Below are 15391 nucleotides of genomic sequence, written 5' to 3' on the forward strand. Positions count from 1 at the left end.
CCGCGCCCGACTTCCCGGGCCCGCGCCCGGGACGTCCGGCCGCCTCAGCGGGGACGGACCGCCGTCCCCAGCTCGGTCGCGGTGATCGAGGTCCCGAAGGGCGGTTCGGTCAACGCCTCGACCCCGGGACCCTCGACGGGCAGGGCGAGGGTGGCCGACCAGCCCTGCGCCCCCCACCGGGTGTCCTCCACGGCGCGATCACCGAACCGGTTGCGCAGCAACGACTCCACCCGTCCACCCGCGGCCGGCGAGGCTTCCAGGGCGAACAACCGCACCTCGTGCCGGGCCACGACCACGGCCTCCTCGAGCGCCGCGCCCACCGCCGCGGAGTAGGCGCGGACCAGTCCGCCGCTGCCCAGCAGGATGCCGCCGAACCAGCGGGTCACGACGGCGAGCACGTCGGTCAGTCCGGACCCGGTGAGCGTGCTCAGCATGGGAGCGCCCGCCGTGCCCGAGGGTTCCCCGTCGTCGGAGGAGCGCACGACCTCCCCGTGCGCGCCGAGGACGAGCGCGCTGCAGTGGTGCCGGGCGTCGTGGAACTCGCGGTGGATCCCGCTCAGCGCGTCGGCGGCGGCCCCCTCGTCGGCGACCGCGCGCAGGTCGCAGACGAACCGGGACCGGTCGACCACGATCTCGCTGCGCACCGGCCCGCCCAGCACCGGCCGGACCGGGGTCACGAGCGACCGCGCGCCCGCCGCCGGCGCACCGCGTGGACGACGGGGGCGACGATCGAGAACAGGATGGCCGTGCCGGCGATGGTGTAGGCGACGGGCCGGATCCAGGGCAGCGAGTGCGCCCCGTAACCGGCCAGGACCAGCAGGGCGCCCCAGCTCAACGCCCCGACCACGTTGGCCGAGGCGAACTTGGCGTAGGGCATCGCGGCCGTGCCGGCGATGATCGGGGTGAAGGCCCGCAGCCAGGGGATGTAGCGGCACGCGACCACGGCGAACCAGCCGTACCGCTCGTAGAACGCCTCGGCCTTGGGCAGGTGCTTGGCCGCCTTGCCCGCCCGACGCACCACCCACGGCCGCCCGAAGCGGCGGCCGGTCCAGTACCCGACCGTGTCCCCGGCGATCGCGGCCAGGGTCACCCCGATCATCAGGACCCACACCGAGACGGGGCTGTCGTCGCGCCCGGCGACGAGACCGGCGGTGAACAGGACGCTGCTGCCGGGGAGCCAGAACCCGATGAGGGTCCCGGTCTCGGCGAAGACGATGCCGAACACCAGGGCGTAGAGGCCCAGCGCGCCCAGACCTTCCAGGTCGGGGTCGGCGAGCTGCGCCAGCCAGTCGGACACCCGGCGATCCTCTCAGGCGCCCAGCGCGGCCAGTCGGCCCCGTTCGTCGTCGCGCAGCCGCCGGGGTCGTCCGGCGGAGAAGTCGTAGGCGACGCACGTGGTGCTCGCCCGGACGTAGGTCCGCAGCTCGCCGACCGCCTCGGCGTCCGGTTCGAGGATCTCGTACCCCACGGTGAAGCTCGCCCCGCCCACCCGCTCGACCCACAGGTCGACCGCGACCGGGGCGATCCGGTAGTCCAGGGGCGCGAGGTAGTCGACGGTGTGGCCGGCCACGACCATGCCGGTGGCGAGCATCGCCGCGCTGCCGTCGGGCGCGGCCAGGCCGAAGGCCCGCACGCGGGCCTCCTCCAGCAACCGCATGATCTGGACGTTGTTGACGTGCTGGTAGGCGTCCATGTCGCCCCAGCGGAGCTCGAGCAGGATGCGTCGGCGGGCCACGGTGCTCGCGGGGTCGTTCAGGACGCGACGTCGTCGGTGGTGCGGGGGGCGACGGGGGCCGCCGGGCCGCCCGTGACCTCGCGCCGGGCCTTGGCCCGCGCCCGCAGCACCTCGACCACGATCGGGATCAATGAGACGCCGACCAGGGCCAGCAGGCCCACCTCGATGTTGTCCCGCACGAGCGCGACCCCGCCGAGCAGGTAGCCGAGGACGGTCACGCCCGTCCCCCAGGCCAGCGCGCCGATGGCCGAGAACGTGAAGAACGTGCGGCGGGGCATCGCACCGGCGCCCGCGGCCACCGTGATGAAGGTCCGCACGATCGGCACGAACCGGGCCAGGATGATCGCCCGCGGGCCGTACTTCTCGAAGAACTCGTGCGTCTTGTCGATGTGCGAGCGACGGAAGAACCGCGAGTCGGGTCGGTCGAAGATCGCCGGACCGGCCTTGCGCCCGATCTCGTACCCGGTCACGTTGCCCACGAAGGCCGCGGTCGAGAGGACCACGCAGCACAGCCACAGCGCGTGCGGCACGATCCCCTGGTGGGAGAACAGCCCCACCGAGAAGAGCAGCGAGTCCCCCGGCAGGAAGAAGCCGATCAGCAGCCCGCACTCGGCGAACACGATCGCGGCCGCGCCCCACAGGGCGGCGTCACCGAGGGTGCTCAGCAGCGAGGTCGGCTCGAGCCACCCGGGCAGGAGGGCGGGGGCGGCGGCGGGCACGGCGGCCGAGAACTCGGCGAGGAACGACACGTGCTTCAGGGTAAGTGCCCCGGGGGTGGCCACAGGCCTCCTTCAGGGTGAAGGTTCGCTGTGAAGCGAGGAGGCTCGGGGTGGGGCGGGCGCGGGATCGCGCGACGATCGGGGCGTGACCGACGAGCTGACCCCGGACGAACTCGACTACCTGCACGACACCTTCGACCGGGCCCGCGAGGGTGACACCGCGGCGCTCGCGGCCCGCGTCGACGCGGGCGTCCCCGTGGACCTGACCACCGCCCAGGGCGACACCCTGCTCATCCTCGCCGCCTACCACCAGCACGAGGACACCGTCCGGGCCCTGCTGGCCCGCTCGGCCGACCACGCCCGGGTCAACGACAAGGGGCAGACGGCGCTGTCCGCCGCGGTGTTCCGGCGGGCCGCCCCCGTCGTCACCGCCCTGCTCGACGCCGGCGCCGACCCGGACCTGGGTCGGCAGTCGGGCCGGGCGGTCGCGGCCTTCTTCGAGCTGCCCGACATGGCCGACCTCATCGAGCGGCACCGCGCCACCCCCGTCGACCCCGACGGCCCGCAGCTGCGGCGCTAACCTGCCCTCCGTGCCGCACTACCGGATCCGTGAGGTCGCCGAGCTGCTCGGCGTCTCCGACGACACCGCCCGCCGCTGGACCGAGTCGGGGGCCCTGCCGGCCGGCCCCGACGACGCGGGCCGCCTCGTCGTGGAGGGGGCCGACCTCGCCGCCTTCGCCGTCGCCCGCACGACCTCGCGCGGCGGACCCGCCGACCCGACCGGGGTGGCCCGGTCGGCCCGCAACCGTTTCGTCGGCCTGGTCACCCGGGTCGTCGCTGACGGGGTGATGGCGCAGGTCGAGATGCAGTGCGGACCGCACCGCGTCGTCTCGCTGATGAGCCGCGAGGCGGCCGAGGAGCTCGACCTCGCCCCCGGTCGCCGGGCCGTGGCCGTCGTCAAGGCCACCACGGTCGTGGTCGAGACCGAGGGTCGGCTCGCGTGAGGCCGGCCTTCGGGTGAGCCGAGCCCGGGTCGAGCGACCCGCCGTCGCGCTGCCCCGCTGGGTCCTGCTGCCGGCCGCGCTCGGGCTGCTGCTGTTCTCGACCCCGTTGGTGGCTGTCCTCGTCCGGGTCCCGTGGCCCCGGGTGGGTCCGCTGCTGACCTCCGCCGCCTCGCTCGACGCGCTGCGACTGTCCCTGCTGACCGCGGGGGCGAGCACCCTGTGCTGCCTGCTGCTCGGCGGGCCGCTGGCCCTGGTGCTGGCCCGTTCCCGGGGGCGCGGACTGCCCCTGCTGCGTGCGGTCGTCCTGCTGCCGTTGGTCCTGCCCCCGGTCGTCGGCGGGCTCGCGCTGCTCTTCACCGTCGGTCGGCAGGGGTTGCTGGGACCGGTGCTGGAGGCGCTCGGCGTCCGGGTCGCCTTCACCACGGTCGCGGTCGTGCTGGCCCAGACGTTCGTGTCGATGCCGTTCCTGGTGCTGAGCCTGGAGGGGGCGCTGCGCAGCGCCGCGCAGGGCTACGAGGAGGTCGCCGCGACGCTCGGGGCCGGGCCCGGCCGTGTCCTGCTGCGGATCACCCTGCCCCTGGTGGCTCCCGGGCTGCTGGCCGGCGCGGTGCTGGCCTTCGCGCGATCCCTGGGGGAGTTCGGCGCCACGCTGATCCTGGCCGGCTCGGTGCAGGGCCGCACCCGCACGCTGCCGCTGGAGATCTACCTGCAGCGCGAGGTCGACCCGGACGCCGCGGTCACCCTGTCGCTGCTGCTGGTCGCCGTCTCGCTCGTCGTGGTCGTCGCCCTCCGGGGGCGCCTCGCCGGGGGCGTGCGATGAGCGGGCCGACGCCGGTGCTGCGGCTGGACGTCCGCCGTGCCGACCGCGACCTCGACGTCCGGCTGAGCCTCGCCCCGGGCGAGGTGGTGGCCCTGCTCGGTCCCAACGGCGCGGGCAAGTCCTCGGTGCTGTCGTTGGTCGCCGGGTTGCTGGCCCCCGGCGGGGGACGGATCGAGCTGGCCGGTGAGCTGGTCGACGACCCCGCGGCCGGCGTGCGGGTCCCGGTGCACCGCCGGCGGGCGGGGCTGCTGGCTCAGGACGCCCGGCTCTTCCCGCACCTCACGCTGCTCGAGAACGTGGCCTTCGGCCCCCGCAGCGCCGGGGTCGGCCGTCGCGAGGCCCACCGGACGGCCCGCCGACGGCTGGCGGAGGTGGGGCTGGACGGGCTCGGCGAGCGCCGCCCCGCCCAGGTCTCCGGGGGGCAGGCCCAACGGGCGGCCGTCGCCCGCGCCCTGGCCGCCGACCCGCGGGTGCTGCTGCTCGACGAACCCCTGGCCGCCCTCGACGTCGCGGCCGCCCCCGAGGTCCGCCACGTCCTGCGCCGGATCCTGCGCGGGGACGAGGGGCGGGCCGGGCTGCTGGTCACCCACGACCCGTTGGACGCCCTGGCCCTGGCCGACCGGGCCGTCGTCCTCGAGGCCGGTCGCGTCGTCGAGGAGGGCCCGGTCACCGAGGTCCTGTCCCGGCCCCGCAGCGGGTTCGGGGCCCGGCTGGCCGGGCTGGACCTGGTGCGCGGCGCCGCAACCGAGGACGGGCTGGTGGCGCCGGACGGGTTCCGCATCGCCGGCCGACGCGACCCGGACTGCCCGCCCGGGGTCGAGGCGGTGGCGATCTTCGCCCCCTCGGCGGTGGCCGTGCACGTCACCGACCCGGGGGGCAGCCCCCGCAACCGGTGGCCGGCGACGGTCGTCGAGCTCGAACCGCGCGGCGACGTCGTGCGCGTGCGCACCCGGGTCCTCGGCCACGACGTCCTGGCCGACGTCACCCCGGCCGCGGCGGCCGCCCTGGACCTCGTCCCGGGCGCGGAGGTGGTCGTCGTCGTCAAGGCGACCGCGGTCGGGGTGCACGCGGTCGGAGGTGACAGGGCGGGTGCGTCAGGATCGGGGACGTGAACGACGAGGAACCGACGGCCGCCACCACCCCGGAACGGGTGGTCGGGGTCGGGCCGTGGGTGGGCCCCTGGCCCGAGGATCCCCGCTACGACCCCGAGCTCCTGCGCGAGGGGGACCGCCGCAACGTCGAGGACCGGTTTCGCTACTTCAGCAACGCGGCCGTCGTCGCCGAGCTGGACACCCGTCGCAACCCGTTGCACGTGGCCGTCGAGAACTGGCAGCACGACCTCAACATCGGTTCGGTCGTCCGGACCGCGAACGCCGTGAACGTCGCCGGGGTGCACATCGTGGGGCAGCGGCGGTGGAACCGTCGCGGCGCGATGGTGACCGACCGCTACCTCGACGTGAGCCACCACGAGGACGTGGCCGCCCTGGTCGCCTGGGCCGGTGCGCGCAAACTTCCGGTGGTGGGCATCGACAACGTCGAGGGGTCGGTCCCGCTGGAGACCTACGACCTGCCCCGGGAGTGCGTGATGCTCTTCGGCCAGGAGGGTCCGGGGCTCTCCGAGGAGGCGGTCGCGGCCTGCGTCGCGGTCCTCGCCATCTCCCAGTTCGGTTCGACCCGTTCGATCAACGTGGGTGCGGCCGCCGCCGTCGCCATGCACGCCTGGGTCCGTCGGCACGTCTTCGACCAGCGGGTCGACGGATCCTGACGACCTCCCCCCACCTCCGGAACCTCCCACCACCCTCCGCCTGTCCCGACCGGCCCCCCACCCCTCCGTGATCAAGGAATCAGGCGCCGCCGGATTCCTTGATCACGGAGGGGTGGGTGCGATCGGGGTGGGGTCCCCGCGGTGTAGCCGCCGTCGGCGAGGCCGGCCCAGCGCTCGAACAGGTTGCGGTGCGGGCGGTTGCGGGTGACTGCGGCGTTCAGGCCGTACAGGGCGAGGAAGGGGAGGGTGCCGAGCAGCGCGTACTGGTCGGCGTGCCGCAGTTCGTGCCGCCGGCGTCGGTCCCCGCCCAGGTCGCCGTACAACCAGGCGTTGCCCACGGTCGTCCCCCCGCGCCCGAAGGTCCGCGGCGGCATCCCCGAGCACTCGACGAACAGGTCGGGACCGAGCGTGAAGGTGGCGCCGTGACGACGGGCCCAGAGCACCGCGAGCGTCGTGACCGGCAGGTTCCGCCAGGCGCGGAAGACGGTCCAGGCGGTCCCCATCGCCGCAGCGTAGGAGAATCGTCGCCATGATCGGCAGGACGCCCCGACCGCGGCGCGGTCCCCTGCCGTCGGAGGTGGGCGCCGCCGTGGTGGGCCGGCTGATGCTGGCCGGGGGAGCGGGCGGTCTCGTGGTCGGCGGGCTGACCGGGGCGGCCGCCATCACGTTCTCGGATCCCGGTGTCGCCGGGTTGCGGCAGATCGCCACCATCTACGGGGCCGCCGCCGGCACGCTCGCGGGGATCGCGCTGGCCCTGGTCGTGGCCCTGCTGCTGCACATGGCGGCGCGGTTCCGGCAGCTCGGCCCCACCGGGCGGTACCGGCTGGTGACGGTCCCGGTCGGGGCGGTGGCGGTGCTCGGGTCCTACGCCGTCGTGACGATCACCGACCGACCCGTTCAGCGGGTCCTCGTGGCTGCGGCGATCGGGCTGCTGGCCGCCGGCCTGGCCCGCCTCGCCGCCCCCTGGTGCCTGTCCCCCGAGCAGGCACCAGGGCGCTGAGCGAGCGTACGTCCGTCAGGACGCTCAGGGCAGGACGAGGACCTGGCCGACGTGGATGCGCGAGGGGTCGTTGCCGATGACGGCCCGGTTCGCGTCGTGCAGGGCGCGGAAGCCGCCCGGGACCCGGTTGTTGACCGCGATCCGGTACAGCGTGTCGCCCGGGGCGACGGTGACGGTCCGGGCCGCAGGGGCGGGGGCCGGAGCGGGGGCGGCGAGCTCGACCGGCGCGGGGGCCGGGGCCGGCGCGGGCGCGGGGGCCGGGGCCGGGGCCAGCAGGCGCTGCTCGGCGCCGACCGGGTCGGCCGCACCGCGGAGGCCCAGCTTGCGCGAGCAGGACGGCCACGCGTTCCAGCCCTGCCGGGCGAGCGTGCGCTCGGCCACGACGATCTGCTGCTCGCGGGTGGCGAGGTCGGCGCGGGGCGCGTACTGCCCGCCGCCGAACGCGAGCCAGGTGCTGCGGCTGAACTGCACGCCGCCGTAGTAGCCGTTGCCGGTGTTGATGTGCCAGTTGCCGGTGGACTCGCACTGGGCCAGGCGGTCCCACTCGGAGACCGGGGCGGCGGAGGCCGAGCCGGAGGTGGCGACGAGGGCGGCGGAGGCGGTACCGGTGGCGGCGGCCACGAGCACGACCTTGCGCAGCAGACGCGCGGACCGACGGGCAGGCTGGATCGGGGCAGCAGACATCGAGGTGACCTCCAACGCCTACGAGGTGAGCTGTCGGGTTCGGGTCGAAGGTGGATTGACCCGGCCGCCCGCAGGCGGCTTCACCCCGAGGACCGGGCACCGCGGAGGTGCTGGTCCGGAGAACGTGTGGGTCCCCCGCTCCTGCCCGCGTGAAGCGCAGTTCCGGTCGAGGTGGGCAGGACTCGGCGTGTCCGCGACCGTGCCCCCGGTGGCCCGGGAGCGGACCGACCGTAACAAGCCCGAGCGTTCACGTACACCGTTTCGTGACCCACCCGTCACCGGGGGCGTCCGGACGGGGACCGGACGTGGTGCGCTGCCGCCGATCCGAGCCTCGGGGTGTGACCAGGGTCACCGCCCCGGGCAGTCGCTCAGGAGTCGGCGAGGAGCTTCGCGACGGCGTCGGCGATGCGCGGGGTGAAGTCGCCCGCCCGTTCCCCGGGCAACCCGTGCAGCGGCTGGCCGAAGGTGACCTGCACCCGGGGCCGTCCCGGGGCGGGCCAGTTGCGCTTCTTGGGCGGCATGGCCTCGTGGGTCCCGCGCAGCGCGACCGGGACGACCGGCACCCCGGCCTCCAGGGCCAGGTAGGCCGCGCCCTTCTTGAACGGGCGCAGCGACCCGTCGTAGCTGCGCCCTCCCTCGGGGAAGATCACCAGGCTCCACCCGTCGGCCAGCAGTCGGGAGGACGCGTTGGCCCCGGGCGCGCCCCGGCGGTCCAGCGGGAAGGTGCCGATGACGAGCCCCGAGGGGGCCGCCCGCCACCACACGTCGAAGAAGTAGTCCGCGGCCGCGGCGACGGCGATCTTCTTGCGCCGCTTGGCTCCCAGGGCCGTCAGCAGCACGGGGGTGTCGAGGTGGGAGGAGTGGTTGGAGACGATGACGGCGGGTCCGCCGAGCTGGTCCAGCACCTCGACGCCCGTGACCCGGACGTCCAGCTCCGCCTTCATCAACGGCGTGAGCAGGACCCGCTGCAGCACCGAACGGACCGCGGTCGCCGGGCCGGAGCGCACCCAGTCGTTGCGGTGCACCCGACGCGGGTGACGGGCGGGGTGCTGGCTCACTGGTCCTCCTGGGGGGCCGGTTTCTGGCGGGGCCGAGGGGGCGGGTCAGTCCGTCCCGACCAGCACCTGCTGCGGCAGGCGCAGGCGCCGCGTCGGCGAGGACACGGCCCAGTCCGCCACCGGCCAGCGTGCGGCCCGGGCGGCCCGGAACAGCGGCACGTCGGGCGAGACGGCGGTGGGGTTGCCGACCGCCCTGAGCAGCGGGAGGTCGGAGTGGGAGTCGGCGTAGGCGTAGCTCGCCGCGAGGTTGGCCCCGTTGACCTCCGCGTAGCGCCGCAGCCAGGCGGCCCGGGACTCCCCGACCAGGGGCGGGGAGGTGAGGAAGCCGGTCGCGCGACGGGTGCCGTCGGGCGCGTCCTCCTCCTCCAGCTCGGTGCAGACGATCTCGTCGAACAGCGCGGCCAGCGGACGGGTGACCGGGCGCACGTCGCCGGTCATCAGGATGGTGCGGTGCCCGGCGTCGCGGTGGGCCTGGATGCGCTTGAGCGCGTCGGAGGAGGTCTCCCGCAGCATCCGGGGGGCCCATACGTCGTCGATGAACGATTCGAGACGACCGAGGTCGGTGTCGGCGTACCCGCGGAACAGCGAGCGCAGGAAGCTCCCGCGGTCGCGACGTTCGGCGGCGATCCAGCCCGGCAGGTTGCGCATGATCCGGCTGAACTCCTGCACCCGGGCGGGGGCGTTCAGCGCCGAGAGCCGCAGGGTGAGGTAGGTGTCGACGACGGTGCCGGGCAGCAGCGTCCCCGCGAGGTCGAAGACGGCCAGGACGGGCGCGTCGGCGGGGTCCACCGGGGTCAGCGCGCGCGGGCCGGTGCTCTCCAGCTGCTTGCGCCGGCGACGGATCTCCTCGTACTTGCGCATCTGCCCGGTGACCGAGGGGCAGTGGGTCTTCTCGAAGTACTGCTCCCAGTCGATGACCGAGGTGTCGAACCCGAACAGCTCGACGTCGGCCGGGTCCAGGGAACGGTGCAGCGCCAGGGTGTTGTCGTCGGTGAACCGCAGCTCGGCCTCGGTGTAGGCCTTGTACAGGTCCATGTAGCGCCGGGCGAAGTCCACCCGGCCGCGCGCGGTGTCGATCTTGCGCGCCGCCTCGCGGACCCGCTCCGAGCGGGGGGCGAAGGCCAGCAGCCGGTCGGCGACGGTGGTCAGCCGCTCGCCCATGGCGACCTTGCGCTCGACCTTGTCGACCCCGGGGAAGTCCCAGGTGGGCAGGATCTCGGGCGAGGAGTCGAAGGGGAAGTCGGTGAAGTACGAGCGCACGTGCTCGTAGAGCCCGCGGAACGTGACCGGGTTGCGGGCCCCGGAGGAGACGTGGAAGTAGCGCGGCTCCGAGAGCGGCGGCGGGGTCGCGGCGACGGCGATGATCGCGTTGACCACGTGGTCGATCGGGACGATGTCGACCACCGAGTCCGGCGCGGCCGGGAACTCGGTCAGCTCCCCGCGGCCGTAGGCCAGGATGATCGGCTCGGCCATCTTGAAGCCTTCGATCCAGCCCGGGTAGGGGTGCACGAGGCTGGACTCGATGATGCTGGGTCGCACGATCGAGGTCGGCACGACGGGGGCCGCGACCTCCTCGACGTAGCGCTCGCCCATCGCCTTGGTGAACGTGTAGCAGTCGGTCCAGCCCAGGGTCCGGCCGCGCTCCTTGCCCGCGGCCTTCTGCTGGTCGCGCACCCAGGTGGCGCGCCGTTCCTCGGCCCCGGCGGCCACCGACAGCGGTCCGGCCCGGCCGTGGTCGCGCTCGGCCTCGCGCAGGAAGCGGCGCAGCATCGCCTCGGTGCGCGAGTCCTCCTCGATGCGCTCGGCGACCCGGGCACCGGCGGCCGCCTCGGAGCGCCAGTCGACGGTGTGGTCGACGGCCCGCTCGGGGACCGACCCGCGGCGGCGACCGCCGACGTAGGCGGTCGAGACGTGCACGTAGTGCGGGGTGCGCTCCCCGCGCGCGTTCACCTCGAGCAGGCGCTCCACCAGGCGGCGGGTGCCGTGCACGTTGGTCTCGAACGCCTCCTGGATGAGGGGGTCGAACGAGACGTCGCCCGCGCAGTGCACGACGACGTCGATGTCGTCGGGCAGCTCGGGCACGTCGGCGAGGTCGCCCTCGATCACCTCGACGCGGGAGGGGACGAGGTCCTCCACCGACCCGGCGGCCCGGAAGATCGGCTTGCGCAGCAGCCCGCGCATCCGGTCCTCCCCGCTCTGACCGGGCTTCGGGCGCACGAGGGCCAGGACGCGGGTGCCGGGCAGGTCGACGAGGAGCCGCTGCAGCAGGGCCTCTCCGACGAAGCCGGTCACCCCCGTGAGCAGGAGTCGCTTGCCGTCGAGGGAGTCCACCAGTCGCACCCGCGAATCCAACCACGATTCGATCCCGGCCCCTTCACGCGCCCGAAACGTGACCGTGACCCGGGCGCGTTGCCCCCGCCCCGCCATGAGTCTCCTGTGATGATTCCGTGCAGGTCGTCGCGGCGACCCCCCACGAACCGGTGACCGCGAGGAGGCGGAGCATGAGCACGAGTGTCACGAACCCGGACGTCGCACCCCGATCACGGACCCGGACGGCGGTGGTCTGGACCCTGGTGGCCCTGGTCGGCGCCGTCTGCTGGACGTTCCTGGCGCTGGCCCGCGGCGAGGAGGTCAACGCGCTGTGGATCCTCTTCGCCGCCCTGGCCTCCTACGCCATCGCCTACCGCTTCTACGCGCGCTTCATCACCTACCGCGTGCTGCGCGCCGACGACTCCCGGGCCACCCCGGCCGAGCGTCTGCACAACGGCGTCGACTTCGAGGTCACCGACCGCCGGGTGCTCTTCGGCCACCACTTCGCCGCGATCGCCGGGGCGGGACCGCTCGTCGGGCCGGTGCTCGCCGCCCAGATGGGCTACCTGCCCGGCACGATCTGGATCGTCGTGGGCGTGATCTTCGCCGGGGCGGTGCAGGACCTCGTCGTCCTGTTCTTCTCGATGCGACGCAACGGCAAGAGCCTCGGGCAGATGGTCCGCGAGGAGATCGGTCTCGTCGGCGGCGTCGCCGCGCTCATCGCGGTGTTCGCCATCATGATCATCATCCTGGCGGTCCTCTCCCTCATCGTCGTGAACGCGCTGGCCGAGTCGCCGTGGGGCGTGTTCTCGATCGCGCTGACCATCCCCATCGCCCTGTTCATGGGCGTCTACCTGCGCTACCTGCGTCCCGGCCGGGTCCTCGAGGCCACCGGCATCGGGGTCGTGCTGCTGCTGGCCGCGATCGTCGGCGGCGGCTACGTCGACCAGCTCGGCATCGCCGACTCGCTGACCCTGACCAAGGAGACGCTGGTCGTCGCGCTGGTCGTCTACGGGTTCGTCGCCTCGGTGCTGCCGGTCTGGTTGCTGCTGACCCCGCGCGACTACCTCTCGACCTTCATGAAGGTCGGCGTCATCGTGCTGCTCGCGCTCAGCCTGCTCATCGCCCGTCCGGTGCTGGCCAACGACGCGGTGACGAGTTTCGCCCGCGAGGGCAACGGGCCGGTGTTCGCCGGGGAACTGTTCCCGTTCGTCTTCATCACCATCGCCTGCGGGGCGCTCTCGGGGTTCCACGCGCTCATCTCCTCGGGGACGACCCCGAAGATGCTCGCCAAGGAGCGCCAGGTCCGGCTGATCGGCTACGGCGGGATGCTCATGGAGAGCTTCGTCGCGATCAGCGCGCTCATCGCCGCCTCGGTCATCGACCAGGGGATCTACTACGCGATGAACTCCCCGGCGGGGGCGACGGGCGGTGAACCGGGATCGGCCGCCCAGTTCGTCGCCGGTCTCGGGTTCGCGGTCAGCCCGGAGACGCTCTCCGGTGCGGCGCAGGCGGTCGGGGAGGAGAGCATCATCTCCCGCACGGGGGGTGCCCCGGCTCTCGCCCTCGGCATCTCGCAGATCTTCCACGAGGCCTTCGGGGGGAACCTGCAGGCGTTCTGGTACCACTTCGCGATCATGTTCGAGGCGCTGTTCATCCTCACCGCCGTCGACGCCGGGACCCGGGTGGGCCGGTTCATGCTGCAGGACACCGTCGGCAACGTCTGGAAGAAGTTCGGCGACCTGTCCTGGCGTCCCGGCAACGTCATGGCCAGCGCCGCCGTCGTGGCCGCCTGGGGGTACTTCCTCTACGTCGGGGTCACCGACCCTCTCGGCGGGATCAACCAGCTGTTCCCGTTGTTCGGCATCGCCAACCAGCTGCTCGCGGCGATCGCCCTGACGCTGGCGACCACCCTGCTGATCAAGCACGGCAAGCTGAAGTACGCCTGGGTCCCGGGGATCCCGCTCGTCTGGGACCTGGTGGTCACGATGACCGCCAGCTACCAGAAGGTGTTCTCCGACGTCCCGGCCATCGGGTACTTCGCCCAGGCCTCCCGCTACCGCGACGCCCTGGCCGCCGACGAGCTGCTGGCGCCGGCGCGGACCCCGGAGCAGATGCAGCAGATCATCACGAACTCCACGACCAACGGGGTGCTGCAGTCGGTCTTCGCCCTGCTGGTGCTGGTCGTGGTGGCCAACGCCGCGGTGGTCATCGTCAAGGCCGTCCGGGCCGGGTCCCTGCCGACCACCGAGGTCCCGGCCGAACCCTCGGCGCTCGCCGAACCCGCCGGGTTGTTCGCCACCGCCGAGGAGAAGCAGATGATCGCCGACCTCGACCGGGCTCGTCCGACGGGCGCCCAGCAGTGAGGGTCCTGGCCGGCATCCGGTGGTACCTGCGGGAGATCGGCGGGACGGCCCGGTGGGAGGAGTACCTCCGCGAGTGCGGGCGGCACGGCCACGAACCGGTGTCCCGTCGGGAGTTCGAACGGCGGCGGACCGACGCCCGCGCGGCCGTCCCCGGCGGACGCTGCTGCTGAGGCCGAGCTGAACGTGAGGGGTCGACAACGGTGCGTGCCCAGGGTGAGAGTGGCGGCATGGATCGCTACCGCGTGAACGTCCTGGGCCACCGCACCCGTGCCGGCTCGCCCGAAGGGTCCCCGGTCGTCAGCAGCACCGTCGTCCGGGCCGGGGACGCCGAGGAGGCCCGCCGCCGGGTGGTCGGCGAGATCGTGGCCGGCAGCGGCCGCACGGTGCTCGACCACGTCTCGGTGGAGCGGCTCCGGTTCGGCCGCGGCGCCGAGCGGATGTTCCTGGCCCGGGCGTCCTGAGGCCCGAGGAGCTCGGGCGGGAGGAGTTCGAGGAGGCGGTCGCCGACGCCCTCGACGAGATCCCGCCCGAGCTGGCCCGGGTCATGGACAACGTCGTGGTCCTGGTCGAGGACGACCCCCCGGCCGACCTCCCCGGTGACCTGCTCGGGCTGTACGAGGGGACCCCGCTCACCGAGCGGTTCGACGGGTGGGCGGCGATGGCGCTGCCGGACCGCATCACCGTCTTCCGCCACCCCACCCTCGCGATCTGCGCCGACCGGGCCGAGGTGGTCGCCGAGGTGCGGACGACCGTCGTGCACGAGATCGCCCACCACTTCGGCATCGACGACGAGCGGCTGCACGCGCTCGGATGGGGGTGACGGTCTGGCTGAGGTTAGGCTAACCTCCGCTGCATGATCACCACCATGCCCCGCCGTGCCCTGCTGGGCGCCCTCCCCTCCCTGGCCGGACTGGCGGTCCTCGCCGGGTGCGGGGACGCCGGGTCCGGGGCGGCCACGGCCGACGCGACGGCCGCGGTCGGCGGGGGCGGCGGGGCGGGGCCGACCGACGCGTTCCCGGTCACCGTGGAGCACCAGTACGGCCGCACGGTGGTCCCGTCCGAGCCGCGACGGGTGGTCTCGGTGGGCCTGACCGAGCAGGACGTCCTGCTCGAGCTCGGGGTCGTCCCCGTGGGGGTCACCGAGTGGTACGCCGAGCAGCCCTCCGCCGTCTGGCCGTGGGCCCGCGGGCTCCTCGGCGAGGCCCGCCCCACGGTCCTGTCCCAGGAGGACGGGTTCTCGTTCGAGGCCGTCGCCGCACTCGCCCCCGACCTGATCGTCGGGACCAACGCGGGGATGGACGAGCAGGACTGGGCGACGTTCTCGGCCATCGCCCCCACCGTCACCAGTCTCACCGGCTCCGACCGGTACTCCGCCCCCTGGCGCGACCAGACCCGTCAGATCGCGCGTGCCCTCGGTCGCTCGGCGGCGGGGGAGGCGTTGATCGCGGGCGTGGAGGAGCACTACGCCGCCGCCCGGGCCGCCAACCCCGGCTTCGCCGGCCGCACGGCGACCTTCACCCAGGGCGCCCCGTGGGACAACAACCTCTACGTCTACCCCGACGGCGTGAACACCGACTTCCTGACCGAGCTCGGGTTCCGCATCACCCCGGGTCTGGAGGCCTACGCGGAGCAGGAGGGGCAGCAGGCCCTGATCTCCGGTGAACGCACCGACCTCCTCGACGCCGACGTGGTCGTGGTGGCCGCCGAGAGCGCCGAGAACATCCCCGTCCTGCTCGACTTCGGGACGATGCGGACCCTCGACGCGGTCCGGGGCGGGCGGACCGTGTTCGCCGACGACGTCCTCTCGGGAGCGGTGTACTTCCTGACCCCGTTGTCGCAGAAGTACGTCGTGGACCGCCTCGTCCCGCACCTGGCCGCCGCGCTGGCGGGGGACTCACCGCAGGCCGTGGTCGGCTGAGCGGGCCCGCCC

Annotated in this window: 19 protein-coding genes and 1 riboswitch; of the genes, 11 read left to right on the plus strand and 8 right to left on the minus strand. The window is 73.8% G+C overall.

Translation table 11 applies throughout. The features are described from left to right. Nucleotides 1-44: 44 nt before the first annotated feature. From ACFFKU_RS03010 to ACFFKU_RS03025, 4 genes are read right to left on the minus strand one after another with little or no spacing between them, the layout of a single operon-like run. On the minus strand, nt 45-677 hold the full coding sequence (locus ACFFKU_RS03010) for an IMPACT family protein (RefSeq protein ID WP_380135491.1): 633 nt from the start codon (nt 675-677) through the stop codon (nt 45-47). Beyond that, the gene (locus ACFFKU_RS03015; protein ID WP_380135492.1) at nt 674-1297 is read right to left on the minus strand and encodes a DedA family protein; all 624 of its coding nucleotides are present in this window, start codon (nt 1295-1297) and stop codon (nt 674-676) included. Before ACFFKU_RS03015 ends, ACFFKU_RS03010 begins: the two co-directional genes overlap by 4 nt. 12 nt (nt 1298-1309) lie before the next feature. Further along, nucleotides 1310-1735 (minus strand): acyl-CoA thioesterase, encoded by a 426-nt coding sequence (locus tag ACFFKU_RS03020; protein WP_380135495.1) that lies wholly within the window; start codon nt 1733-1735, stop codon nt 1310-1312. Nucleotides 1736-1752: 17 nt separating this feature from the next. Further along, on the minus strand, nt 1753-2484 hold the full coding sequence (locus ACFFKU_RS03025) for a DedA family protein (protein ID WP_380135496.1): 732 nt from the start codon (nt 2482-2484) through the stop codon (nt 1753-1755). 115 nt (nt 2485-2599) lie between these two features. Between ACFFKU_RS03025 and ACFFKU_RS03030 the strand changes: the two genes are divergently transcribed. From ACFFKU_RS03030 to ACFFKU_RS03050, 5 genes are read left to right on the plus strand one after another with little or no spacing between them, the layout of a single operon-like run. Next, nucleotides 2600-3034 carry an ankyrin repeat domain-containing protein gene (locus ACFFKU_RS03030; protein ID WP_380135498.1) on the plus strand — a complete coding sequence of 145 codons (435 nt, stop codon included), beginning with the start codon at nt 2600-2602 and terminating at the stop codon, nt 3032-3034. A 10-nt stretch (nt 3035-3044) separates the two neighbouring features. After that, on the plus strand, nt 3045-3458 hold the full coding sequence (locus ACFFKU_RS03035) for a TOBE domain-containing protein (RefSeq protein WP_380135500.1): 414 nt from the start codon (nt 3045-3047) through the stop codon (nt 3456-3458). Nucleotides 3459-3471: 13 nt separating this feature from the next. Continuing rightward, on the plus strand, nt 3472-4278 hold the full coding sequence (locus tag ACFFKU_RS03040) for an ABC transporter permease (RefSeq protein WP_380135502.1): 807 nt from the start codon (nt 3472-3474) through the stop codon (nt 4276-4278). Then, nucleotides 4275-5390 carry a sulfate/molybdate ABC transporter ATP-binding protein gene (locus tag ACFFKU_RS03045; RefSeq protein ID WP_380135504.1) on the plus strand — a complete coding sequence of 372 codons (1116 nt, stop codon included), beginning with the start codon at nt 4275-4277 and terminating at the stop codon, nt 5388-5390. Before ACFFKU_RS03040 ends, ACFFKU_RS03045 begins: the two co-directional genes overlap by 4 nt. Continuing rightward, a complete protein-coding gene (locus tag ACFFKU_RS03050) occupies nt 5387-6043 on the plus strand; it encodes a TrmH family RNA methyltransferase (RefSeq protein ID WP_380135505.1) in 657 nt (218 codons plus the stop codon). The genes ACFFKU_RS03045 and ACFFKU_RS03050 overlap by 4 nt, the downstream gene beginning before the upstream one ends. 71 nt (nt 6044-6114) lie before the next feature. On the opposite strand, the gene ACFFKU_RS03055 is transcribed toward ACFFKU_RS03050, so the two are convergent. Beyond that, complete coding sequence (locus ACFFKU_RS03055) at nt 6115-6546, minus strand: hypothetical protein (RefSeq protein WP_380135507.1); 432 nt, start codon at nt 6544-6546, stop codon at nt 6115-6117. A gap of 26 nt (nt 6547-6572) precedes the next feature. Here ACFFKU_RS03055 and ACFFKU_RS03060 point away from each other — a divergent pair, with 26 nt between their 5' ends. Then, entirely contained in the window at nt 6573-7043 is a 471-nt protein-coding gene (locus ACFFKU_RS03060; RefSeq protein ID WP_380135508.1) for a hypothetical protein, read from the plus strand. A gap of 24 nt (nt 7044-7067) precedes the next feature. Here the strand turns inward: ACFFKU_RS03060 and ACFFKU_RS03065 are convergent, their stop codons facing one another. From ACFFKU_RS03065 to ACFFKU_RS03075, 3 genes are all read right to left on the minus strand, one after another. Beyond that, complete coding sequence (locus ACFFKU_RS03065) at nt 7068-7727, minus strand: transglycosylase family protein (RefSeq protein ID WP_380135510.1); 660 nt, start codon at nt 7725-7727, stop codon at nt 7068-7070. Then, nucleotides 7728-7894: riboswitch (cyclic di-AMP (ydaO/yuaA leader) on the minus strand. A gap of 201 nt (nt 7895-8095) precedes the next feature. Next, on the minus strand, nt 8096-8785 hold the full coding sequence (locus ACFFKU_RS03070) for a lysophospholipid acyltransferase family protein (RefSeq protein ID WP_380135513.1): 690 nt from the start codon (nt 8783-8785) through the stop codon (nt 8096-8098). A 45-nt stretch (nt 8786-8830) separates the two neighbouring features. After that, the gene (locus ACFFKU_RS03075; RefSeq protein WP_380135514.1) at nt 8831-11116 is read right to left on the minus strand and encodes an SDR family oxidoreductase; all 2286 of its coding nucleotides are present in this window, start codon (nt 11114-11116) and stop codon (nt 8831-8833) included. A 170-nt stretch (nt 11117-11286) separates the two neighbouring features. Here ACFFKU_RS03075 and ACFFKU_RS03080 point away from each other — a divergent pair, with 170 nt between their 5' ends. Genes ACFFKU_RS03080 through ACFFKU_RS03100 form a run of 5 tightly spaced genes read left to right on the plus strand, consistent with a single transcriptional unit; the run spans nt 11287 to nt 15379 of the window. Next, complete coding sequence (locus ACFFKU_RS03080; protein ID WP_380135516.1) at nt 11287-13461, plus strand: carbon starvation CstA family protein; 2175 nt, start codon at nt 11287-11289, stop codon at nt 13459-13461. Beyond that, nucleotides 13458-13631: a YbdD/YjiX family protein gene (locus ACFFKU_RS03085; protein WP_380135519.1), complete on the plus strand. Its 174-nt coding sequence runs from the start codon at nt 13458-13460 to the stop codon at nt 13629-13631. The genes ACFFKU_RS03080 and ACFFKU_RS03085 overlap by 4 nt, the downstream gene beginning before the upstream one ends. 57 nt (nt 13632-13688) lie before the next feature. Beyond that, nucleotides 13689-13922: a hypothetical protein gene (locus tag ACFFKU_RS03090; RefSeq protein ID WP_380135522.1), complete on the plus strand. Its 234-nt coding sequence runs from the start codon at nt 13689-13691 to the stop codon at nt 13920-13922. After that, the gene (locus ACFFKU_RS03095; RefSeq protein WP_380136102.1) at nt 13919-14281 is read left to right on the plus strand and encodes a metallopeptidase family protein; all 363 of its coding nucleotides are present in this window, start codon (nt 13919-13921) and stop codon (nt 14279-14281) included. Before ACFFKU_RS03090 ends, ACFFKU_RS03095 begins: the two co-directional genes overlap by 4 nt. 33 nt (nt 14282-14314) lie before the next feature. After that, complete coding sequence (locus ACFFKU_RS03100; protein ID WP_380135525.1) at nt 14315-15379, plus strand: ABC transporter substrate-binding protein; 1065 nt, start codon at nt 14315-14317, stop codon at nt 15377-15379. Nucleotides 15380-15391: the final 12 nt, after the last annotated feature.

Origin of the sequence: Kineococcus gynurae (assembly GCF_042433995.1) — a bacterium.
In the GTDB taxonomy this organism is placed as follows: Bacteria; Actinomycetota; Actinomycetes; order Actinomycetales; family Kineococcaceae; genus Kineococcus; species Kineococcus gynurae.